This is a genomic window from Bacillus sp. FSL W8-0645 (assembly GCF_038007905.1).
Classification (GTDB): domain Bacteria; phylum Bacillota; class Bacilli; order Bacillales; family Bacillaceae; genus Bacillus; species Bacillus pumilus.
Window position 1 is genome coordinate 3,402,488 of sequence record NZ_JBBOYC010000001.1, and the last position, 21,095, is coordinate 3,423,582.

The 21,095-nt window shown below is 41.9% G+C and carries 22 protein-coding genes; 10 read left to right on the forward strand and 12 right to left on the reverse strand.

Going from position 1 to position 21,095, the window contains the following annotated elements:
* Positions 1–109 precede the first annotated feature (109 nt).
* From NST39_RS17630 to NST39_RS17640, 3 genes are read left to right on the forward strand one after another with little or no spacing between them, the layout of a single operon-like run.
* Positions 110–622, forward strand: coding sequence for an Lrp/AsnC family transcriptional regulator (locus NST39_RS17630; protein ID WP_221450687.1), 513 nt, complete (start codon positions 110–112; stop codon positions 620–622).
* Positions 623–629: 7 nt separating this feature from the next.
* Complete coding sequence (locus tag NST39_RS17635) at positions 630–1,220, forward strand: chromate transporter (RefSeq protein ID WP_065097890.1); 591 nt, start codon at positions 630–632, stop codon at positions 1,218–1,220.
* Complete coding sequence (locus NST39_RS17640; RefSeq protein WP_106067059.1) at positions 1,220–1,753, forward strand: chromate transporter; 534 nt, start codon at positions 1,220–1,222, stop codon at positions 1,751–1,753. The genes NST39_RS17635 and NST39_RS17640 overlap by 1 nt, the downstream gene beginning before the upstream one ends.
* A 238-nt stretch (positions 1,754–1,991) precedes the next feature.
* On the opposite strand, the gene NST39_RS17645 is transcribed toward NST39_RS17640, so the two are convergent.
* Both NST39_RS17645 and NST39_RS17650 read right to left on the reverse strand, forming a co-directional pair.
* Positions 1,992–3,311 (reverse strand): UDP-glucose dehydrogenase family protein, encoded by a 1,320-nt coding sequence (locus tag NST39_RS17645; RefSeq protein ID WP_185107739.1) that lies wholly within the window; start codon positions 3,309–3,311, stop codon positions 1,992–1,994.
* A gap of 116 nt (positions 3,312–3,427) precedes the next feature.
* Positions 3,428–3,571 (reverse strand): hypothetical protein, encoded by a 144-nt coding sequence (locus tag NST39_RS17650; protein ID WP_003214884.1) that lies wholly within the window; start codon positions 3,569–3,571, stop codon positions 3,428–3,430.
* Positions 3,572–3,757: 186 nt separating this feature from the next.
* Here NST39_RS17650 and NST39_RS17655 point away from each other — a divergent pair, with 186 nt between their 5' ends.
* Together NST39_RS17655 and NST39_RS17660 are read left to right on the forward strand one after the other, a co-directional pair.
* A complete protein-coding gene (locus NST39_RS17655) occupies positions 3,758–5,365 on the forward strand; it encodes an SWIM zinc finger family protein (protein ID WP_265208872.1) in 1,608 nt (535 codons plus the stop codon).
* Positions 5,352–8,129, forward strand: coding sequence for a DEAD/DEAH box helicase (locus tag NST39_RS17660; protein WP_268453624.1), 2,778 nt, complete (start codon positions 5,352–5,354; stop codon positions 8,127–8,129). Before NST39_RS17655 ends, NST39_RS17660 begins: the two co-directional genes overlap by 14 nt.
* Before the next feature lie 68 nt (positions 8,130–8,197).
* Here the strand turns inward: NST39_RS17660 and NST39_RS17665 are convergent, their stop codons facing one another.
* From NST39_RS17665 to NST39_RS17675, 3 genes are all read right to left on the reverse strand, one after another.
* A complete protein-coding gene (locus NST39_RS17665) occupies positions 8,198–8,986 on the reverse strand; it encodes a PAS domain-containing protein (protein ID WP_065097886.1) in 789 nt (262 codons plus the stop codon).
* Between the two features lie 153 nt (positions 8,987–9,139).
* Positions 9,140–10,000 (reverse strand): Cof-type HAD-IIB family hydrolase, encoded by an 861-nt coding sequence (locus tag NST39_RS17670; protein ID WP_044140369.1) that lies wholly within the window; start codon positions 9,998–10,000, stop codon positions 9,140–9,142.
* 372 nt (positions 10,001–10,372) lie between these two features.
* Positions 10,373–10,729, reverse strand: coding sequence for a hypothetical protein (locus NST39_RS17675; RefSeq protein WP_044140110.1), 357 nt, complete (start codon positions 10,727–10,729; stop codon positions 10,373–10,375).
* Positions 10,730–10,845: 116 nt separating this feature from the next.
* On the opposite strand from NST39_RS17675, the gene NST39_RS17680 reads away from it, so the two are divergent.
* Positions 10,846–11,256: a YwpF-like family protein gene (locus NST39_RS17680; RefSeq protein ID WP_003215215.1), complete on the forward strand. Its 411-nt coding sequence runs from the start codon at positions 10,846–10,848 to the stop codon at positions 11,254–11,256.
* A gap of 221 nt (positions 11,257–11,477) precedes the next feature.
* Here the strand turns inward: NST39_RS17680 and mscL are convergent, their stop codons facing one another.
* Positions 11,478–11,873, reverse strand: coding sequence for a large conductance mechanosensitive channel protein MscL (gene mscL, locus NST39_RS17685; RefSeq protein ID WP_044140111.1), 396 nt, complete (start codon positions 11,871–11,873; stop codon positions 11,478–11,480).
* A 125-nt stretch (positions 11,874–11,998) separates the two neighbouring features.
* Entirely contained in the window at positions 11,999–12,433 is a 435-nt protein-coding gene (fabZ, locus tag NST39_RS17690) for a 3-hydroxyacyl-ACP dehydratase FabZ (RefSeq protein ID WP_012011512.1), read from the reverse strand.
* Between the two features lie 218 nt (positions 12,434–12,651).
* Between fabZ and NST39_RS17695 the strand changes: the two genes are divergently transcribed.
* Complete coding sequence (locus NST39_RS17695) at positions 12,652–13,707, forward strand: tetratricopeptide repeat protein (protein ID WP_341029577.1); 1,056 nt, start codon at positions 12,652–12,654, stop codon at positions 13,705–13,707.
* 14 nt (positions 13,708–13,721) lie between these two features.
* Here NST39_RS17695 and NST39_RS17700 read toward each other — a convergent pair whose 3' ends face one another.
* The 4 genes from NST39_RS17700 to spoIIID all read right to left on the reverse strand — a co-directional run bounded on the left by NST39_RS17700 (position 13,722) and on the right by spoIIID (position 16,999).
* Positions 13,722–14,540 (reverse strand): flagellar hook-basal body protein, encoded by an 819-nt coding sequence (locus NST39_RS17700; protein WP_044140113.1) that lies wholly within the window; start codon positions 14,538–14,540, stop codon positions 13,722–13,724.
* A gap of 30 nt (positions 14,541–14,570) precedes the next feature.
* Entirely contained in the window at positions 14,571–15,410 is an 840-nt protein-coding gene (locus NST39_RS17705) for a flagellar hook-basal body protein (RefSeq protein WP_003215293.1), read from the reverse strand.
* A 124-nt stretch (positions 15,411–15,534) separates the two neighbouring features.
* Entirely contained in the window at positions 15,535–16,536 is a 1,002-nt protein-coding gene (gene mbl / locus NST39_RS17710) for a cell shape-determining protein Mbl (protein ID WP_012011515.1), read from the reverse strand.
* Between the two features lie 184 nt (positions 16,537–16,720).
* Complete coding sequence (gene spoIIID / locus NST39_RS17715) at positions 16,721–16,999, reverse strand: sporulation transcriptional regulator SpoIIID (RefSeq protein WP_008343327.1); 279 nt, start codon at positions 16,997–16,999, stop codon at positions 16,721–16,723.
* A gap of 338 nt (positions 17,000–17,337) precedes the next feature.
* Here spoIIID and NST39_RS17720 point away from each other — a divergent pair, with 338 nt between their 5' ends.
* From NST39_RS17720 to NST39_RS17730, 3 genes are all read left to right on the forward strand, one after another.
* Positions 17,338–17,751: a MarR family winged helix-turn-helix transcriptional regulator gene (locus tag NST39_RS17720; RefSeq protein WP_044140115.1), complete on the forward strand. Its 414-nt coding sequence runs from the start codon at positions 17,338–17,340 to the stop codon at positions 17,749–17,751.
* A 15-nt stretch (positions 17,752–17,766) separates the two neighbouring features.
* Positions 17,767–18,954 carry an MFS transporter gene (locus NST39_RS17725; RefSeq protein WP_044140116.1) on the forward strand — a complete coding sequence of 396 codons (1,188 nt, stop codon included), beginning with the start codon at positions 17,767–17,769 and terminating at the stop codon, positions 18,952–18,954.
* A gap of 104 nt (positions 18,955–19,058) precedes the next feature.
* A complete protein-coding gene (locus NST39_RS17730) occupies positions 19,059–19,658 on the forward strand; it encodes an undecaprenyl-diphosphatase (protein ID WP_341029580.1) in 600 nt (199 codons plus the stop codon).
* 37 nt (positions 19,659–19,695) lie between these two features.
* Here the strand turns inward: NST39_RS17730 and NST39_RS17735 are convergent, their stop codons facing one another.
* Complete coding sequence (locus tag NST39_RS17735) at positions 19,696–21,084, reverse strand: MFS transporter (protein WP_044140118.1); 1,389 nt, start codon at positions 21,082–21,084, stop codon at positions 19,696–19,698.
* Positions 21,085–21,095: the final 11 nt, after the last annotated feature.

Below are 21,095 nucleotides of genomic sequence, written 5' to 3' on the forward strand. Positions count from 1 at the left end.
CACCCCGGTGCTTCCGGGGTGTATTTTTATGCAAAAAGAACACTTATCACCTCATTATATTTCATTTCGTTATACAATTGAGATTCGCTCATTCTATTCGTAATAAAATATGTTAAAATATCAACAAAAGAAAGGTGGTCATACGGTGGCAAACGACTATAGCATTCCGAACCTAACATTAGACGAACGAGATAAACAAATTTTATCCCTATTACATGAGGACGGGCGTATGTCCTATACAGATCTCGGGAAACAAGTCGGTCTTTCACGTGTTGCTGTGCAAGCCCGTATTCAGCAGCTAATTGAAGCAGGTGTCATCGAACGATTCACAACGGTCATCAATCCTGCTAAGATCGGCATTCATGTTTCTGTCTTCTTTAATGTAGAGGTTGAGCCGAAATTTTTAGAAGCCGTCGCCCTTCAGCTTGAGCAGGAAACAGCTGTCACAAGCCTTTATCACATGACAGGGCCAAGCAAGCTACATATGCATGGCATTTTTCAAAATGAACAGGAAATGGAGACATTCTTGACAAAAAAACTGTACCCGCTAGAAGGCGTCGTGAGTGTGGACTGCCAAATGCTCATTAAACGATACAAAAGCCGAATGGGCATGAAATTGTAGACAGGAGTTGAAGCACTTGCAATCATATATCGAACTCATCATCGCTATGGTGCGAACCGGTATTCTCGGTTTTGGCGGAGGTCCTTCCGTCATACCACTCATTCGCCATGAAGCGGTAGTGAAATATCAATGGATCAATGATGACGAATTTGGAGAAACACTCGCCATCGCCAACGCATTACCAGGTCCGATCGCGACCAAAATGTCAGCATATCTCGGCTATCGATTGAAGGGCGTATCCGGCGCAATTGTCTCAACAGTTGCCCATATTTTACCGACATGTCTCGCCATGGTGGCACTCGTCACACTTGTCAGCGTCTTAAGCTCCTCACAAATCATTCAAAATATGATTGGCGCCGTGACACCAGTCATTGCCGTGCTGCTCGGGATCATGGCATACGAGTTTGGACAAAAAACGCTGAAAGGCTTCGGAATGATCTTCGGGATCGCTCTGTTCCTTGTGGCCTTTATCGGGCTGCAGGTGCTGTCCATTCATCCAGGAATCATTGTTATCATCTTTTTATGCTATGGCGCTTTTCATTTCAAACTGAAACAACGCTGGAACCGACCAAATAAAGAGAAAGGAGTGTCTTCATGATGCTGATTCTCTTTTTATTCTGGGCATTCTTCTTGTCCAATCTATTAGGATATGGCGGAGGACCTGCATCAATTCCGCTGAATTATGAAGAAATCGTCAACCATTTTCATTGGATGACAAACGAAGGATTTTCCAATATGCTTGCTTTAGCCAATGCACTGCCAGGACCAATTGCGACGAAAATCGCGGCATATGTCGGCTATGACGTCATGGGCTGGCCAGGCTTTATTGTGGCACTGCTTGCAACTGTACTGCCATCAGCCATTGGTTTGATTTTATTGCTCAAGCTGATTGACCGCTTTCGTCAATCCCCTGTCGTCAAAGGCATGACCTTATCCGTCCAGCCTGTCATTGCGATGATGATGCTTTTATTAACATGGGAAATCGGAGGAGATGCAGTAAAAGCCATTGGCTGGGCGCAGTCGCTCGCCATTGCCGCGATCTCCTTTTTCTTTATGACTAAATTCAAAATGCACCCCGCCTTTCTCATTGTGGCTGCCTTTTTATATGGCGGATTCATCCTGCCGCATTAAAAAAACCGATAACATGACCTGTTATCGGTTTTAGATTGTTGACAAAGGGCTAAAATGATTTTATTTTAGCCCTTTGTCTTCTTTTCAGCGTGATAGAAAACCTTTGAAGTCTAGGAAGGGCAGCTACTTTTGCGGAGCGAATTGAACATTCGTGAGCACCAGCGCGCAGACCTGCGGGCGAATGCGAGGGTTTGTCTACACGCTGAAACCGATAACATGACCTGTTATCGGTTTTCTTTTACATATATATTGGAGAAACTGGTCTACGTCCAATCGAATGATATTCGACTCCTGCTTGTTCTGCCGCTTCAAGCGTATGGCAGTTTCGCCCATCGAAAATAAGCGGCTGTCTCATCCATTCCTTATAGGACGTGAGCGGAAACGTCTGAATCTCTGTCCACTCTGTTAATATACAAGCTGCATGGACATCCTTTATCGCTTCTTCAATCGTATGAGCAAACACGACTTTTTCAGGTAGCTCACGAGCGGCATGGCGTGCGGCAACAGGATCATACGCCACAAGCTCCGCGCCTAATTGATGGAGTTCATGAGCGATTGGAACCGACGGCGCCTCCCTCATATCGTCTGTATTCGGTTTAAAAGCAAGGCCAAGAAGTGCAATTCGCTTTCCTTCAAGATTTGCCCCCAGTCTCTCTTGAATACTTCGGATAAAACCCGCTCGCTGCTCATTGTTTACTTTGATGACAGCCTTTAGCAGCTCAAAATCATGCGACACATGCCCTGCGATTTGGACAAGTGCATTTGTATCCTTTGGAAAACAAGAGCCCCCGTAGCCAATCCCCGCCTTGAGAAATGAAGAACCGATCCGCTGATCGAGCCCCATTCCCTGCGCTACCCATTCAACATCAGCACCTGTTTTTTCACAAATGGAGGCAATCTCATTCATAAAGCTGATTTTGGTCGCAAGGAAAGCATTTGATGCATACTTGATCATTTCTGCACTTTTTCGGTCTGTCTTGACCACTGGCAAATGGAAATCAGCATACATCTCCTCGAGCCGATCTAATACACCTTTTGTTTCAGCCCCAATGACAAGCCGATCTGCCCTCAATGTATCTGAAATGGCAGAGCCTTCTCGTAAAAACTCTGGGTTAGATGCAATCGATAATGGCTCATTCCGTCCTAATTCTTGATGGATCATCTGTTCGATTTGATCACCCGTTCCAACAGGCACCGTACTTTTCACCACAAGAACCGCACCTGATTTCGCTTTTGTGCCCATTTCCTTTGCAGCTTGAAACACATATTGTAAATCAGCTTGGCCATCTGCCTGCTGCGGGGTGCCGACCGCAATCATTAACACATCAGCCCGCGGGTAGGCTGCCGCTCCATTTATGTGAAATTGAATTCGTCCTTGCTCAAGATTGCGCTTCAGCAGTTCTTTTAATCCCGGCTCATACATTGGTGGATGTCCCTGTTTCAGCTGCATGACCTTTCTCCGGTCAATATCAATACACGCCACATTGTGCCCTGCCTCCGCTAAACACACACCTGTGACCAGTCCCACATATCCACAGCCTGCAATTGCAATATTCATGACACCATCAGCTCCCCATACGCCTTATGCTTGTAATGACATCGTATGCCGGGAGCTTTCGTTCCATTCATAAAAGCATACAAAAACCCCCTGCCATCACTAGCAGGGGGTCACTTTTATGAAACAAGACCATTTCGAATATGAGCAATCAGATTTTCAAGCATTTCTTTTGTGGTGACATCATTTGAATTCTCACCAATATCATGAGCGTACATCAAAATTTTTAAAAACTCTTCTTGATTCAAACCCTTATTATCCATGTCTGTATCCTTTCGATTCCACTAATTTCATTATTATATGTTGTATGGTTGGTTTATGCAATACTCTAATACATCATTCGACAGCTTTTGAAATTTATGACCATTTTCATGAAAAACTTTTTTATAAATCACCATTGAGCTATAATAAAAGAATTGGAATCTTTTACTTGGTTAGGAGCGGATCAAATGCTTCAGCACAACATCAACGAGGAAGAAATCAAACAAACAGCCGAACAGATCAAAGAACTTCTTCCTGCAACAGATGAAAACAAACAACTCATCAAAAAAGCATTGATTACTTATAGACAGGACAGTGTATATCGTCTCAAGCAAGAATCTGATACGGAATGGTCAGCTTATGTACATGATGTCGTGGCAGCAAGAGTCCATCTTCATGTGCTGTTTCCTGTGAGAAGCAGCTGCTCATGTCCGGCAGATGGACTTTGTAAACACATTCTCGCTGTCTTCTTTTCGCTATACGCTCAAGTGGAGAGTGTGACTGGATTTACAGAAAATTGGTCAGAAAAGGATGAATTACAGCGCAGCAAAGAATTGATTCGTCAGCACTTCCAAGTGAAGCGCCCAGACGAACAATCACTCCAAAGCTGGTTGAATTTTTTCCAAGAGGAATTTAACCTCTGGCTGAAACGGACACCAAAGCACCAGCAAACACCGCAGCATTTGTATTATGGCTATTTATCGATCCTAAAAAAACACGCACCTCATTCTCCTGAATTCAAGAGTTTGTATGCGATTCATACGTCAATCGATGTGTGGTTAAGGATTCATGAATTAATCGACCTTGGCCAGCTTGATGCCGAGAAGGACTTTTATTCCATGAATCCATATGTAGAACAACTCATGAACACCATTTTCGATTCAGTGGATCACTTGAAGACATACGCCCTTTCCTTTTCCCTCGATCCGTTTCTTGAAAACACACCAACTGCCGTTCGGACACTTCTTCAAATAAACGGACCTTTCCAGCATGAACGAGTAGCGGTCTTTATGGAGATTTGGGGCACCATATTAAATAGAGGGAAATGGGTTAAAAAAGAAACAGAATTACTAAAGAATGCTCAGCAGCAAGAGCAAACGGTTGAACGTACCATCGGACTGATGCACATGGATTATTTAATGAAAGAAGACGATAGCCTTTTTCAACAATTAAAGCTGCTCAATGCAGATATGCTGCCAAATGTGCTCAATTGGCTGAAGGACCTGACAAACCGCAAGGACTGGAAGCGGCTCAAGCTCTGGTATCATGAGATCACCTATATTTTAGAAGAATATTGCCAGCTCGACCTTTCCTACAGAGAACTACGAGGAGCCGTTAGTGATTTCTTCTTCTATTTAGACGCATACTTTAAGCAGACAAAGGATCATCATTTATATGAACGCTACCTCCAAATCTGCATGCCCTATGCGTTTACTGAATATAGTCAGTTCTTATATGCACAGCAGCGTTATGCAGAATGGATTGAGATTCACAGCCTTGTTGGTTTCTCCATCAGTGAACTGGAGAAGGATCTGATCAAACAAATTGCAAAAGAGGAGCCTGAAGCGCTCATTCCATCATATCACCGTGAAATCTCACAGCTTCTCGATCAAAAGAATCGAAGTGCTTATCGAGAATCTGTGAAAATGCTAAAAAAACTGCGCACACTTTATCATAAAACGAAAAAAACTGCGATTTGGGAAAGATATGTAAAGCAGCTACAGGATTCAACGAAACGGCTGCGTGCGTTCCAAGAGGAAATGAAGAAAGGAAAATTAATTGATGACACGCCATAAACAAATTGTCATTCATGCAGAACAAACAGAAGATTTCTCTTTCACCATTTCAGCGCAAGCAGAGGACGGACACCCTGTTCCGCTTAATGAAATGAAGAGGCAGCTTTTCCAATGGCACGAATCGTCTTTTTACGGAACATTTTTAGAAGATGTAAGCTTTATTGGCACACCTGCCTTCCTGCTAAGCCCTTGGATGACCGTCGAACTGCTAGGAAAAAATTCGTTTAATACCTTTAGTCATGTGACACTAACCGATGAAACGGAACCACTGATGAAGACAGCCTCCACCATTTATGAATTCATCGAGGATGAAGATTTCATTCCCGATTACGAGGCGTGGACAAAAGGTGTGCTTCGTTTTAAAGACAAAGAAGGACTATTAGATGGCTATACGGCTGAGTGGTTCTCCTTTGCCGTACAGGATTATATTCAATATGATGATGCCTTACAGCACAAATGGAACCGCATGACAGAACAATCGCCTGCGCTCTCATCCTTCCAAGGACATTTTTTAGATGAGCAGGATTTCTTGGAAACGATTGGCTGGATTGATGACGACACACCTTTCACTGTCGGCTTGCGTTTAAATGAACCGGATTTCGACGGAGATGATTGGAAAATCGAATTGTTTTTGCGTGATAAGAAAAACAGCGACCTTCACTTTTTTGAAGGCATCCGTTCATTGAAAAGGTCTTGGCATCCGTATCAAGATAAAATCTCAAGAGAGCTGGAGCGATTCGGTCAAATTGTTCCTTGGCTCTCTTTCACATCTGGCACCACGCTCATGTCAGAAGACGAAGCATGGCTCTTCCTATCTGAAGCAAGTGAAACACTTGTGAATATGGGCATTGAGATCCTACTCCCATCGTGGTGGCAAATTGTCAAAGAAAGCACCATGATGCTAAAAGCAAGGATTTCCTCTACCCCAAGAGGCGAGTCGCATGTCGGAATGGATGCCTTGATGGACTTTAATTGGCGCTTTGCTACAAACGGCATCGAGCTGACAGAAGATGAGTTCAACGAGCTTGTCCAAAGTAAACGGCGCCTTGTCAATATTCGTGGACAATGGATCAAAATCGATCCAACCTTCATACAGCAAATGAAAAAATGGATGGAGCGTGCCGAAAATGAAGGGCTGCACATGTCTGATATTTTGTCACGTGAACTGGCAGATCAAGAAGCTTCCTCTGAATCGATTCCAGAGCTGCTAGACAGCTCAGCATTTGCACATATTCAATTTGAACTTTCGTCTCAATTAAGAGGGCTTGTCCATCAGTTAAATGATACGCATGAACTGCCTTCATACGAAATGAGTGAGTCCTTCAAAGGCACACTCAGGCCGTATCAGCAGCATGGTGTCAACTGGCTGTTATTCTTAAGATCTCATGGATTTGGGGCTTGTTTAGCAGACGATATGGGGCTTGGAAAAACGATTCAAATGATTGCGTATTTCACATATTTGAAGGAGCAGGAGCAAAATGCCGCTCCATCTCTCATCATTGCTCCGACCTCTGTTTTAGGAAACTGGCAGCGAGAGCTTGAAATCTTCGCACCACACTTGAATGTTGCCTTGCATTACGGACCATCGCGTCCTCAAGGGGAACACTTTACAAAGGCATACGAGTCAACAGATATTGTCCTGACGTCTTATGGACTCTCACATTCTGATCGTGATGAATTAACGTCAGCAAAGTGGGATACGATTTGTTTAGACGAAGCCCAAAACATTAAGAATGCCCATACGAAACAATCGAGAGCGATCAGACAGCTCAAAGGGCAGCATCACATTGCCCTTAGCGGGACACCTATGGAAAACCGTTTGACAGAGCTTTGGTCCATTTTTGACTTCGTCAACAAAGGATATCTCGGCAGCTTAACGAGCTTTCATAAGAAATTCGTTCTGCCGATTGAAAAAGACCGTGATGAAAAAAGAATTGAACAGCTACAGCAACTGATTAAGCCTTTCCTATTAAGACGAACAAAGCAAGATGAAGAGGTCGCCCTGAACCTGCCTGAGAAACTCGAAGAAAAAGAATTCATTCCGCTATCCGCTGAGCAGGCTTCTTTATATGAACAGCTCGTGAAGGATACATTCGAACACATGGCTTCGTTAACAGGAATGCAGCGGAAAGCCATTATTTTAAGTATGCTCGGCAGACTCAAACAGATTTGCGATCACCCGGCTCTCTATTTAAAAGAGAGTGGAACCGATGTGAAACTGCTGAAACGTTCATTAAAAATGGATAAACTCGCAGAGCTGTTAAAAGCAATACACGAGCAAGGAGAAAGCTGCCTCATCTTTACGCAGTATATTGGAATGGGGAACATGATCAAGCAGCTGGCGGAAAAGATGTTTGGAGAACCAGTTCAATTTTTAAATGGCAGTCTGTCCAAACAGGAGCGGGATAAAATGGTGGACCGCTTCCAGAAGAAAGAATTCAACATCTTAATTCTCTCTTTAAAAGCAGGAGGAACAGGACTTAACCTAACCGCCGCAAACCATGTCATTCACTACGACAGATGGTGGAATCCTGCTGTGGAAAACCAAGCGACCGACCGTGCTTATCGGATCGGACAAAAACGATTTGTTCACGTCCATAAGATGATCACAACGGGCACGATCGAGGAAAAAATCGATCAAATGCTCGAAACAAAGCAAACGTTAAATGATCAAATTATCCAAAGTGAAAGCTGGATTACAGAGCTATCGACAAACGAACTAGAAGATTTATTCACATTAAGTGCCGCCGCTCAATCATCTTAATCCAAGCAAAAAGAGGACTTTCTCAACATGATGAAAAGTCCTCTTTTTTCATTTCATATGAACATAGGTTAAATGTGCAGTTTTTTCAATGCAGATTTCACGTTCATATACGTATTCAATTCACGGAAGTCTTCTCTCATTTCTCCCATTTTCATCGCAAGGTTCGGTTTAATTCCTGTCACGATGAGTTCCGTACCTGTCATTAAAATCAAATCATTCAGCTTAAAGATCGCATCTGCCACAAATGAATCGACTTCTAATAAACCAGACAGATCGACAATAAAATAATCGTCCTTGGATTGAGAGATATAGGTGGAGACTGTGGAGATAATCTTATCAAATCTTGGCGCTGTTAACGTACCAATGATCGGTAACACAGAAATACCATCTTTCACAGGAACAATGGGAACAGAAATGTTCAGCACTTCATCAATTGATTGCTCAAGAAGCTCCTGCTGTTCCTTCTCTTTCGTGACATCTTTTTGCAGACCAACGAAATAAAGACGTTTCCCTTCATTTTCATCAATCCAAAGAGGAGCTACACTTAACTCATTCCAAAACACCTGTCCAGATTTTTTATAATTTTTCAGCTGAACAGTGACAGCCTCTTTGTTCTCAATAGCTGTTCTAATTTGTTGGAGAGAGATTGGCTCTGTTTCATTTCCTTGAAGGAAACGACAATTCTTCCCCAATACTTCGGGTTCTTGATAGCCTGTCATATCTAAAAAGCCCTTGTTCACATATATTAAAGGATTATCAGGTAAAGACGGGTCCGTCACCGTCAGGCCAACCTGAGTATAATCTAAGGCTTCCTTGATTAAATGCAGATTTTCGGACTTATAAGATTCCAGCGCCATTCGTTTACTCTCCTTAATTTCCTTACAAGCGGGTTATGTTCATCATTAAATTATATGATGTTCCACATCATGTGTAAATAGAAGTAGTTCTGAATTCCTCTTTTGTAGAATGCGCTTTATCCTATGTGGATTATACAACGACATCCGATGCATCTATTTCAACAGGTGCCGAATCATATACGCCACACCATGTTCATCATTTGTTAACGTGACATGATCAGCGATTTCTTTCATATCCTGTCTCGCATTGCCCATCGCAACCCCAACACCAGCTGCTCGAAGCATCGATTCGTCATTTAAACTGTCTCCTACAGCCGCTGTCTGGCTTAAAGGAATACCAAGTCGTTCTGCCAGCCTTGTTAATGCCTGGCCTTTAGATGCATCCTTTGAACCAATTTCAAAGTTATGATCGGCTGAACTGACCATTGTGACATCTGAATCATCACCAAACATATTCCAACCTGCCTTCAATCTGTCTTCAAAGAAAGAGAAACCTAAGATGTTGTAGAATGAAAGCTTTCGATCCTCACGAAACAACTCTTTATATGTATCAATATAAGAAAAACCCGACTGACTGTATTGAACTTCTGCCGCTTGTTTTAAAACACTCAAGTCCGCTTCTGGATTTGCACTTTTTAAGCGATCCATTTCAATCGCCAGAAGCTCTCTACCACGATTCGGTGTGAAAATGGCTTCGTTTGTAAAAACTTCATAATAATAATCACGTTCTTCAAGCCATTTCAATATGCGTTTGGCCTTTTCTTCTTGTAAAGTAGCTGAATGATATACTTGTCCAGCCGGATCATGAATTACAGCTCCATTGGCACTAATCACCCATGTATTCATCCCAAGCCCATCAAAAATAGACCTCACATCAAAATACGCTCTTCCTGTTGAAACGACAACTTCCAATCCATTCGCCACTGCTTCCTTTAATGCCTGCTCATTTTCCCGACTCACTTTATGCTCACTATTCAATAACGTTCCGTCTAAATCCGTTGCAATCAATTGAATGTTTGTCATCGTTCTCTCCTTTTTGTCTCCATTTTGGCTATCATACCGCTGATAAAATCCATCATCAAGAGGTGATCGGTTTATCATTGAATAAAAGGGTACCCGGCCACGCTACATGACCGGATACACACAAGGGGATTTAAGGGGACACATGACCTATACAAAGAAGCGATGGTTCTATTACGCAGTGTTCTTATGCTCAAGGCAGCGTCTATCAGCTTTAGCTAGAGGGGGGCTGTCAGATGCTAGACGTTACCTTTTGATTCAGACCGTACCTCCTTTCCTTTCAACTGCCCTTAGTCTACCGAGAAAGGTTGTATATGACAAAACATGAAAATGACAAAATTCCCCCTCAAATACTCTATTACCTCTTTAATTTCTGCTTTTTACCGCTTGAGTATAAAACATCATCTTGTTTTGTTTAATGAAAAACTTATTTTTCATAAATTGATAAAAAACGTCTGAACGAATCCAATTACTTGAAGGCATGTGAATATAATCAGATCCGTCCCACGCAAACCAATAAAAACAAAGCTGCCCGTCATGAATCGACAATTGAAATTCAAAGTAGTCCATTTGATCCTCGGTGACGTATTGAAACGTGAGTGATTCACCTTCTTCCATGTACACATCACAAAATGAAAGAATGTCTCCCCATGAATAAACGCGCATTGTGCTCTTTGCCTTCTCCTCGCCAATATGTATGTTTCGCAATTGATAAGACTCCATAAAACATCTCCTTTCACTCATATGCAGCTCGCTTTAAGCAGGCAGCGGTTTCATTTATACAGATGTTGTATGCTATAATGATACTTACGAATAATGAACGCTTGTGAGGTGAAAATATGAAAACCTTTAGGCTGATTGATTTAAAAATCGAACTTGATCCAAAGCAAGATAAAATGTCCAGCATTCCCCTTCGTGACGGTTTAATCATTAATAAAGAAGATGGCGAAAATCACTGGATGATCGAGGCACTCATTCCAAAGAAACATAGACAGGTGTTTGAGGTGCTCTTTCAGCAGCACACTGAAGTGAAGATTCTTGTGACGATCACAAAAGAAAACAACCGCCCTGTTCATCTATCTGTCCAAGTCAAAAACATTGTTGCTTTAGAAGAAAACATTTCTGTGCTGCTCGATGGTAAGATGATTACAAATCGTTACAGAACAGAAACCGAAGAAGTACTTAAAGACCTCGTCAAAGAGGGGCTTTCCGGAGAAAAACTGCTGGATGCATTTAAACAAAACACATAAAAAGAGCGGGATTAGCCGCTCTTAGATAGTTGACGAAGGGCTAAAATGAATCTTATTTTAGCCCTTTGTCTTCCTTTCAGCGTGATAGAAAACCTTTGCAGTCCAGAAAGGGCGGGCACTGGAGCGGAACGAATTGAATATTCGTAAGCACCAGAGCACAGACCTGACAACGAATGCGAGGGTTTGCCTACACGCTGAGAGCGGAGTTAGCCGCTCTTTTTTTATTGCACATCTTTCGATTGGCTTTGATTTTTCAAGAGATCTCTAATTTCAGTTAGTAAAACTTCCGTTTGATCCGGCGTTTCTACAACCTCTTCTTCCTCTACCTTTTTCCGTTTTAATTTATTCAAATAACGAATAAAGATAAAAATGGAAAACGAGATAATCAAGAAATCAATCACTGTTTGTATGAAGCTTCCATATAAAATTTGAGCAGATCCGATCTTAATAGATAGACCGCTAAAATCATGTCCGCCAATAATAATACCGACGAGCGGCATGATCAAATCATTCACAAGAGAAGTGACAATTTTGCCAAATGCTCCCCCAATGATGACACCTACAGCCAAGTCAATGACATTTCCCTTGACTGCAAATTCTCTAAATTCTTTCAGCATCTTTTATCACCTTCATCTTTTTTGTCTAATATGACGTTTTTTTGTCAAAAATGCAAGTCCTGATCCGTTCAGACTAGTTGTTTCCATATAAAAAGCGATTCATCCTTGATGAACCGCCAGGCAAATCATGATACTTTAGGACCGATAGAAAATGTGAGTTCTGCTTCACATGCCACTTCGCCATCTACTGTGGCTACTGCTTTTCCTTTTGCAACTGGACCCCTAAGGCGCGTCACTTCCACCTCTAAACGAAGCTGATCGCCAGGCTTCACCTGTCTTTTGAAACGGCATCCGTCAATTCCTGCAAACAAACCAATTTTCCCTTTGTTTTCTTCTTTGCCTAACATAATGACCCCAAACACCTGCGCAAGTGCTTCTACAATAAGCACACCCGGCATGACTGGGTATCCTGGGAAATGACCATTAAAAAATTCTTCGTTCACTGTGACATTTTTAATCCCAACCGCTCTCTTCTCTCCTTCAACCTCTAAAATACGGTCGACCAATAAGAATGGATAACGGTGTGGAATAATGTCTTGAATTTGCTGAGCATCAAGCATATCTTGATCTCTCCTTTTTTCTATATCGATGATCTTCATTTGATTCCTATAGAAGTATATTATGAATGCTCGTATTTTTCAACGTCCGCTCCACATATATGGTAAAAAATAGAATCTACTATTACCTATTGTCATCAAATATAATCCACACTACACTCATTGTTTTTTCACAAATATGGTAATATATATTACATCATTGATTGAATAAGAGGGTAAAAATGAATTTTATAAGTGATAAATCCATTAAAAAACTTCTCCATTCGTGGTATACAATGCTAAAGCATCGACATTTTTCGAAGGCTGAAGAAATCAAAATAACTCTATTAAAACATCAACGTAAAATATCAAAAAAACAGGAACTCTATTTACATTATCAGCTGATGCTTTTTCGGCATCAGCTCTGGATGAATCAGACAGAGGACTTAGAAAAAATGAAACATGAACTGATGCAGTACAAAGACCAAATGAACGATCAACTGCAATATTATTTTAACTTCTTTCTCGGTTTATACGAATCTTTAAAAAGCGATCAAAATGATGCCATTCATTATCTTGAAAAAGCAGAAGAAAAACTGCCGCTGCTAGACGATGAGCTAGAGGAAGCCGAGTTCCATTTTCGTACAAGTGGTGTTTATTATAACAACCGCTATTCGTTGTTATCGATTCGTCATGTTGAAAAAGCCATGGATATCTTTGCAAAGCACGGGGATATCCATAGCATTTATCGGTGCAAAATTGTCCTCGCACTTAACTTTAGCGATCAAAAAAAATATGAAGAAGCAGAAGCTCTTTTTATTGAGATCATCGAATACGTGAAAATCATTGATGATCAAGAACTGCTCGGTATCGTTTATTATGACGCTGGCTTTATTCAGTCGAGACAAAACCGTCACAAGAAAGCGCTGGAATACTTTAAAAAAGCACTTCATCTCCCAGCATACCGGAAGTCCGCACACTCCTATGTATCGTGCCTCTATGAAACTGTGCGTTCCTGTTATAAAGAAAATTTAACCGATGAAGGAATGAAGTATATTCAAAAAGGATTAAAAGAAGCCGTTGCTTCACAATTTGATATATTAAGAATCAAGTTCCAAATCTTATTTCTTCTCTACAGCCAAACGCCAAAGGCAGATGAGCAGATTGCAAGGCTCGTCACATGCCTTGAACGAAAAGAAGCTTGGATTGATCTTGAGGATCTGCTTGCCGATGTCTCAGATTTTTATAAAAAAAAGGGCGACTTTGAGCGAGCCGCCTTTTTTATCATGAGAGGCTGATGTCAGCCTGCTCGTTATCGAATTGTATTCACTAATCCAAGCATTTGATCACCCATCGTAATCGTTCTTGAATTCATCTGATAGGAGCGCTGTGTTGTCATGAGATCCGTTAATTCTTTAGACATGTCCACATTCGACGTTTCAAGTGCACCTTGCTGAAGCTGAATCGCTTGGCGGTTTGCTCCATTTAGTGCCGTTAATGCACCTTGATAAGTACCGTCAACTGAGAACAAATTATCTCCTTCAGAGACAAGTGCTGAAGAGTTATTGACTTGTACAACCCCTAAATTCACTTGCTGATTCGGTTGATTGTCTCTTGAAATGGCTGTTAGACGTCCATTTTTATCAATTGAAATATCACGGAAATTCGCATTTAAGACGATTTCATTTCCGTTTTCATCAAGAATCGGATGGCCTTCGCTAGTGACAAGCTGCACTTGATTACGATTATTGCCTGGCTGTAAGTAAAGAGAACCGTCTCTTGTATAACGAATATTACCGCCGACATTGACCTGCATATACTGAGATGGCGCTCCAAATGCAACATCAAGATCACGACCTGTTTCTTTAATCGAGCCTTGCAGCGAGTTAATGGACGCATTGACCATCGTACCCGTACCAAGCCTTAGCCCATCAGGTGTCAGACGACTGTTTGCCACCTGCTCATTTTTTTCATCCACTTGGTTGAACTGTTGTCTGATCAGCTCTGAGAAACGGGTATTTTTCGCACGGTACCCTGTTGTTTCACTGTTCGCGATGTTATTACTGATAATATCAAGCTGCTTTTGTACTTCGTTCATTGATACAGCTGCATTGATCATCGTTCTAAGCATGAGAATCCTCCTTTCTTTTTCATTTCTTGATTAGTACACTCTGCCGATTTCATTCACTGCTTTTTCTAAGCTTTTATCATACGCCTGAACCACTTTTTGGTTTGTTTCAAATGCTCGATAGGCGGTTGTCATTTCTGTATATGATTTCGTCACATCCACGTTCGATAGCTCCGATACACCTTGACTTAACGTATAGGACATTTGACCGTTATTGACTGCGCTTGGCAGGGGCTGGTTATCAGCTGTACGGTATAAATCATTTCCTTCTCTCGCTAAATTCCTTGTATCCATCGCAACACGTACATCAATTTGCCCTAGATTTTGTCCATTTTCACTCACAGTTCCATCTGCATTCACTTTGAAATTCTCACTCTGAACCGTAATTGGCTGACCTGTGACAGAAAGAAGGGCACGTCCATTGATAGTCAACTGATTTTGTGCGTTCATTGTAATCGAGCTACTTTTCGTATAACGAACGCCTTCTGGGGTATTGACCGCATAAAAGAGCGCTGATTTCTGATTGGTCTCCGGGTTGATCGGCACATTATTTTCGACTAGTGCGACATCCGTTGTTTGATCTGTTGTTTTTAAAGTTCCTTGTGTAAATTGAGGGATCAGTTCCTGCATATATGTCCCCGTATTAATGCCGCCAATCGGCGTTTGCTGCGGAACACTAAAACCTTTGCCTGAGGAAGTTTGGAAACGTCCTGACTCCATTCGGCTTAGCAGCATTTCTGGAAATGCCCGCATGGTCCCCTCATCCGCTTTATATCCTGGCGTATTCGCATTTGCGATATTATTTGAAAGCATTTCTGTCCGCCGCTCTTGAGCGATCATGGCAGATGTTGCGGTATATAGTCCTTTTAACACGTGCTCACCTCATTAAAATTCTTTCACATGACCTAAACACAATCTTCTATGAAATATATCGGCATATTTGCAGGGTTCTTTAATAAAAATCCCCCATTCTTTCGAAAAAGAATGAGGGACATCATTAGCTGAGTTTACGCTTTGGCAGCTTGTCCATATTATCAAGCATGACACCAGTACCAACAGCTACACAATCCATCGGATTCTCAGCAACGAAAACTGGTACTTTCAGCTCTTCTGCAAGCAATTGATCAAGCCCGTTTAGAAGAGCTCCGCCACCTGTAATGATGACGCCGCGATCAATAATATCAGCTGATAATTCAGGCGGTGTTCTCTCAAGAACTTGCTTCGCAGCCTGAACAATCGCAGATACAGATTCACGCAATGCTTCTTCTACTTCTTTGCTTGTGACGGTAATCGTTCTTGGTAATCCTGTCACCATGTCTCGTCCACGAATTGAAATCTCTTCGTGACGTGCGTCTGGGAATACCGTTGCAACTTGGATCTTAATATCCTCAGCCGTGCGTTCACCGATCAACAGCTTGTACTCTTTTTTAATGTAGTTGAGAATTTCCAGATCAAATTTGTCTCCAGCCATTTTAATAGAAGAGGCGGTTACAATGTCACCCATTGAGATGACAGCGATATCTGTCGTTCCGCCTCCAATATCTACGACCATGTTTCCACTTGGCTGAAAAATATCCATACCAGCACCAATAGCTGCTACTTTTGGCTCTTCTTCAAGAAATACATGCTTACCGCCGCTTTTTTCAGCAGCTTCTTTGATCGCCTTCTGCTCAACAGATGTAATGTTTGTTGGGCAGCAGATGAGCATACGCGGCTTAGAGAATAGCCCTTTCACATTTAATGAGTTAATAAAATGCTTGAGCATCGCTTCAGTTACTTCAAAATCAGCAATTACGCCATCTTTTAATGGACGAATCGCAACAATATTCCCAGGCGTACGTCCAACCATACGTCTAGCCTCTTCTCCAACAGCCAAAACTTTCCCGCTGTTTTTGTCAAGAGCTACAACAGATGGTTCATTTAACACAATTCCTTTTCCTTTGACATGAATCAGTACATTGGCAGTACCAAGATCAATTCCAATATCCCTAGCAAACATCTATATATATCCTCCTTGAAAATCTGTTTCCATAGCAAATACCACATTCTGCCCTAATTATATATTCTATCATAATTTGCAGAAAAAAAGATATTTCTTTACAAAAGTCTTTACAAATTTTGTGGTTAGAAACTACCGATATGAGGAAGATATATATATCATGTTTATGAACAAAGAACTAAGCTTATTGTTTCACAGGCTCGCCTTCTAAAATTTCTTCTTTTTTATACTTTAATTTAGTGGCTTCTCCCCCTCGCAAGTGGCGGATTGATTTATGATAATCCAGTATCTCCTTCACTTCATTAGCCAGATCTGGATTAATTTCTGGCAGTCTTTCTGTTAGATCCTTGTGTACAGTACTTTTAGAGACTCCAAATTCTTTCGCAATTACACGAACGGTTTTCTTTGTCTCCACGATATACTTTCCTATCTTGATTGTTCGCTCTTTGATGTAATCGTGCACACCACTCGACCTCCCTAAAATGGATGTGAGAAGTGTGAAATGAGATTCGTATCAATATTATCCATTTTCAGAGGCGCTTGTTCGTCTTAATTTCTCATCCATTAGGTAGTAAATGCCAAACACGATCCCTCACCTCAAACACTCTCTTTGTCAGGTTTGTAACAGTGTATTAGCATTGCATAGGGAATATGCTAAAAATGAAGATGGGACAAGGGATTTATCAGAAAATGCAATCATTTCGAGTGGCGAAAATTTTCACTTTACAAGAATGGGTCGAGCACGTAAAATAGAAAAGGTGATTTTATTTACCTAGCTAAATATTGAATAAAGGTGAGCATATGGATACGTTAAATAGAGAGTGTTTACATCAAATACACCAAAGCGCACGCCTGCTGTCTAAAAAGGCGAACGAAGCGCTTGCTGCTTATGACTTGTACATGTCCCAATGGACTGTACTTTTTTGTTTGGATACATTCGGCCCGAAAACCCAAAAAGACATTTGGACATATTTGAACGTCGAAGCCCCAACCATTACCCGAACCGTAACCCGTCTAGAAGCAAATGGCTGGGTGCAACGTGTACAAGGAAAAGACAAACGTGAAAATCTGATCGTGATGACAGATGATGCTAAGGCCCGATTTGAAGAAATCAAACGTACGATGGAACAATTTGAAGAAGAATGTCTTTCAGATTTCACCCACGAAGAAAAACAACTCCTCCATACACTTTTACACAAATTATCAACTGAATAGGAAGTGACATACATCATGAACGAACGCATTTGGACGAGAGACTTTATCATGATTGTCCTGGTGAATTTATTTACGTTCACCTCTTTTTATGCCCTTTTAACCTTGCTGCCTATTTACACAATGGATGAACTAAATGGAACAGAATCACAGGGCGGTCTCCTTGTGACGGTCTTCTTATTGTCTGCCATTGTGACAAGACCGTTTTCAGGAGCGATTATTGAGAAATTCGGTAAAAAACGGATGGCGATTTTCTCCTCAACGGCATTTGCCTTACTCACTTATTTATACATCTCAATTGATCAATTCCAAACGCTTCTCATGCTGCGTTTCGTGCAAGGCATCTTTTTTAGCATTTTGACGACAGTAACCAGTGCCATTGCGGCAGATATGATTCCAAAACATAAACGCGGGGAAGGACTCGGCTACTTTGTCATGTCCATGAACCTCGCTGTGGTTATCGGTCCATTTATCGCACTCAATCAAGTAGGAAAAGTAGGATTCCACTCCTTATTCCTTCTTTTTTCCATTATCGTTACCATTGGTGCCGCTTTTACGATGCTGATCAGACAGCCAGAGCTTGAAGATGGGGGTAGTGTCGTCTTCCGATTTACTTTTTCTCATCTGTTCGAAAAAGGTGCATTAAAAACAGCGGCGGTCGGCATCATTATTTCATTCTGTTATTCGCCGATCATTTCATTTATTTCAGTCTATGCCAATTCCCTTCACTTGATGGGGGCAAGCAGTTATTTCTTTATTGTGTTTGCGGCAGCGATGCTTGGATCACGTCCATTTACAGGCAGACTTTTTGACCGAGTAGGACCTCACATTGTGATCTATCCTTCGATTGCTCTTTTTGCGATTGGTTTATGGATGCTGACAGCTACACATTCAGCTACAATGCTTCTTCTATCAGGTGGTGTCATTGGACTTGGCTATGGATCGCTAGTACCATGTTTACAAACACTTGCCATTCAGCACTCACCAGCTCACCGTACAGGCTATGCGACGGCTACTTTCTTCACTTTATATGATACGGGTATTGCTGCTGGCTCATTTGTATTTGGTCTTCTTGTCAGTTTCACAGACTTTTCAAATGTATATCTCATTGCAGGTATTGTTGTCTTGCTCAGTATGATTGTTTTTTATTGGAGCGAACGAAAGCCCCAAGAAGCAAAAGCACAGAAGGTCTCCCTATCAGAATAGGATTCTATTTTAAACTTCAACGGAAACATGCTAAAATATAGGATGTTTCAAATAAACGATTATTTGAAAAATAGTTGGCATTAAGCGAAGGTATAGGTGATGTTTTGAATTACGAACTGTTTAAAGTGATACACGGGATGGCTCATCATTCTGAGTTTTTAGATCAGGCCATGATTTTCATTACGAAAAAGGCCATTCTTGTGTACGCCCTTGTCTTATTGATTTGCTGGTTTTTAGGTAATCACAAATTTAAGAAGCATGTCTTCTTTTCCGGTGTAACGGGCATCGCGGCACTTATCGTCAATTTTGCGATTACACTGTTTCATTATGAGGAGCGACCGTTTGTGGCGCATAAAGTCGACACACTCATTCCGCACTCAGCAGACGCTTCCTTCCCAAGTGACCATACAACAGGTGCACTGGCTCTTTCACTTGCCATTCGATCTCGTAATAAAAAGCTTGGCAACATCTTGCTCGTCTTTGGATTACTCACAGGATTCTCCCGCATCTGGGTCGGTCACCATTATCCATTAGATGTTTTAGGCAGCTTGATCGTATCGATTGTGGTCGTGTTTATTATGAATAAATTATGGAAGTTCTTTGACTCTCCAATTGATCGCATCGTCACTTTCTATGAGACAATTGTAGGAAAAATATTCAGAAGGAAGCAAAAGGATCAGGACTCTGACCTGTCTAACTCTTAAGCGGCTTGCGATAACGTGATGAAGAATCTTCTTCCACTTATCGCGCCGCTTTTTTTATTGAATGTCCTCCTCTGACCTTGTTCGAAAAATAAAGACTGACACCGATGCCGATAAGGGAAATCATGATCAATGTCCAGCCTAACTGCTCAAAATGAGGACCAGCAATTTCATCCCCAAACAGCATACCGAGGACAGCAGACGACAGAATGGAACCAAGGTAGCGACATGTTTGAAAAAGCCCAGAGGACGTGCCAATCATATGCTGAGGGCTTGCCTTGAGCATCGCAGCTTGTAGCGCAACATTTCCAATCCCGTAACTAAGTCCTAGCAGCGCTAGAACCAGCCCTTTCCCCCATAATGGTGCCGGAATAAAAAAGAAGGTCATCGCAGAAGCCCCAGCCAGCATTAAAACCGCACTGGCTAATACCGGATGGCGTTCATCCCCGCGGTCCACCCACTTTCCCGTCAGCGGAGAGATAATGATGCTCACCCCAGACATGCAAAGCATAAAAAGACCCGTCATTTCCACACGCCAGCCTAATTCATCTTGGAAATAGCTCGGCAAACCAAAGAAAAGACAATAGAAAAAGATATTTAAAATGATAAATTGCACATACACGAGTGAAAGCCGCTGCTCCTGTCTGAACATCCGAATTTGAATAAACGGTTCATCCACCTGATACTCCCACCAAATAAAAGCGCCTGCACTCACGAGACAAAGAATCCCCTGTACATATTGAATGCCATGACCTAGTGATAATAAAAACGAAAGCAGAAGGACAATACAAACTGTAAAAAGCAGCATGCCTGGCAGATCGAGCTTCCGTATCGTTTCACCTATACGTAGCTTTCTCTTTTTCTGCTCCTTTGGAAACAAAGATAGTCCTAGAAAGAAGCTGATCAAAATAAAAGGCAGATTCACTAAAAAGATAGCCGGCCAGCCACCGATTGTCATCAAAAAGCCGCCAAGTGTCGGTCCAAGCGCCGTCATCGCTGAAGCAAAAATGGACAATACCGCTAACGCCGATGCCTGCTTGTCTTGAATATGATCCCGAATGAGTCCGACACCAGAAGGATAAATGGCACTGCTCCCAATTGCCTGCAATAGCCGGATCACAATCAGCACCGCAAACGTCGGGGCAAACGGCGCACAGATGGCTGAGACCGCCACAAGACCCAGTCCGAATAAAAATAATGTTCTCCGGCTCATCACATGATCCCCAATCCGGCCGCTCACCGGCTGCGTCACCGCACTAGCTAAATAAAAAGACGAAATAAGCCAAGATACAGTCGTAAATGACAAACCGAATTCATGTTGGATTTGATGCAAGGCCAAAGAAATCATTGAGGAATTCAACGGATTTAACATCGTCCCAAAGGCAATAGCAGTTAAAAAGACTTTTCGGTTGTCTCTCCACTTCTTCATACACCGACCCC

Coding starts and splice junctions, on each gene's coding strand:
- NST39_RS17695 (WP_341029577.1), top strand. CDS start 12,652: ATGAATTTTATAAGTGATAAATCCATTAAAAAACTTCTCCATTCGTGG.
- fabZ (WP_012011512.1), bottom strand. CDS start 12,433: ATGCTTGATGCTCAGCAAATTCAAGACATTATTCCACACCGTTATCCA.
- NST39_RS17645 (WP_185107739.1), bottom strand. CDS start 3,311: ATGAATATTGCAATTGCAGGCTGTGGATATGTGGGACTGGTCACAGGT.
- NST39_RS17650 (WP_003214884.1), bottom strand. CDS start 3,571: ATGGATAATAAGGGTTTGAATCAAGAAGAGTTTTTAAAAATTTTGATG.
- NST39_RS17655 (WP_265208872.1), top strand. CDS start 3,758: ATGCTTCAGCACAACATCAACGAGGAAGAAATCAAACAAACAGCCGAA.
- NST39_RS17675 (WP_044140110.1), bottom strand. CDS start 10,729: ATGGAGTCTTATCAATTGCGAAACATACATATTGGCGAGGAGAAGGCA.
- NST39_RS17640 (WP_106067059.1), top strand. CDS start 1,220: ATGCTGATTCTCTTTTTATTCTGGGCATTCTTCTTGTCCAATCTATTA.
- NST39_RS17735 (WP_044140118.1), bottom strand. CDS start 21,084: ATGAAGAAGTGGAGAGACAACCGAAAAGTCTTTTTAACTGCTATTGCC.
- NST39_RS17665 (WP_065097886.1), bottom strand. CDS start 8,986: ATGGCGCTGGAATCTTATAAGTCCGAAAATCTGCATTTAATCAAGGAA.
- NST39_RS17700 (WP_044140113.1), bottom strand. CDS start 14,540: ATGCTTAGAACGATGATCAATGCAGCTGTATCAATGAACGAAGTACAA.
- mbl (WP_012011515.1), bottom strand. CDS start 16,536: ATGTTTGCTAGGGATATTGGAATTGATCTTGGTACTGCCAATGTACTG.
- NST39_RS17630 (WP_221450687.1), top strand. CDS start 110: ATGTTAAAATATCAACAAAAGAAAGGTGGTCATACGGTGGCAAACGAC.
- NST39_RS17680 (WP_003215215.1), top strand. CDS start 10,846: ATGAAAACCTTTAGGCTGATTGATTTAAAAATCGAACTTGATCCAAAG.
- NST39_RS17725 (WP_044140116.1), top strand. CDS start 17,767: ATGAACGAACGCATTTGGACGAGAGACTTTATCATGATTGTCCTGGTG.
- NST39_RS17720 (WP_044140115.1), top strand. CDS start 17,338: ATGGATACGTTAAATAGAGAGTGTTTACATCAAATACACCAAAGCGCA.
- mscL (WP_044140111.1), bottom strand. CDS start 11,873: ATGCTGAAAGAATTTAGAGAATTTGCAGTCAAGGGAAATGTCATTGAC.
- NST39_RS17660 (WP_268453624.1), top strand. CDS start 5,352: ATGACACGCCATAAACAAATTGTCATTCATGCAGAACAAACAGAAGAT.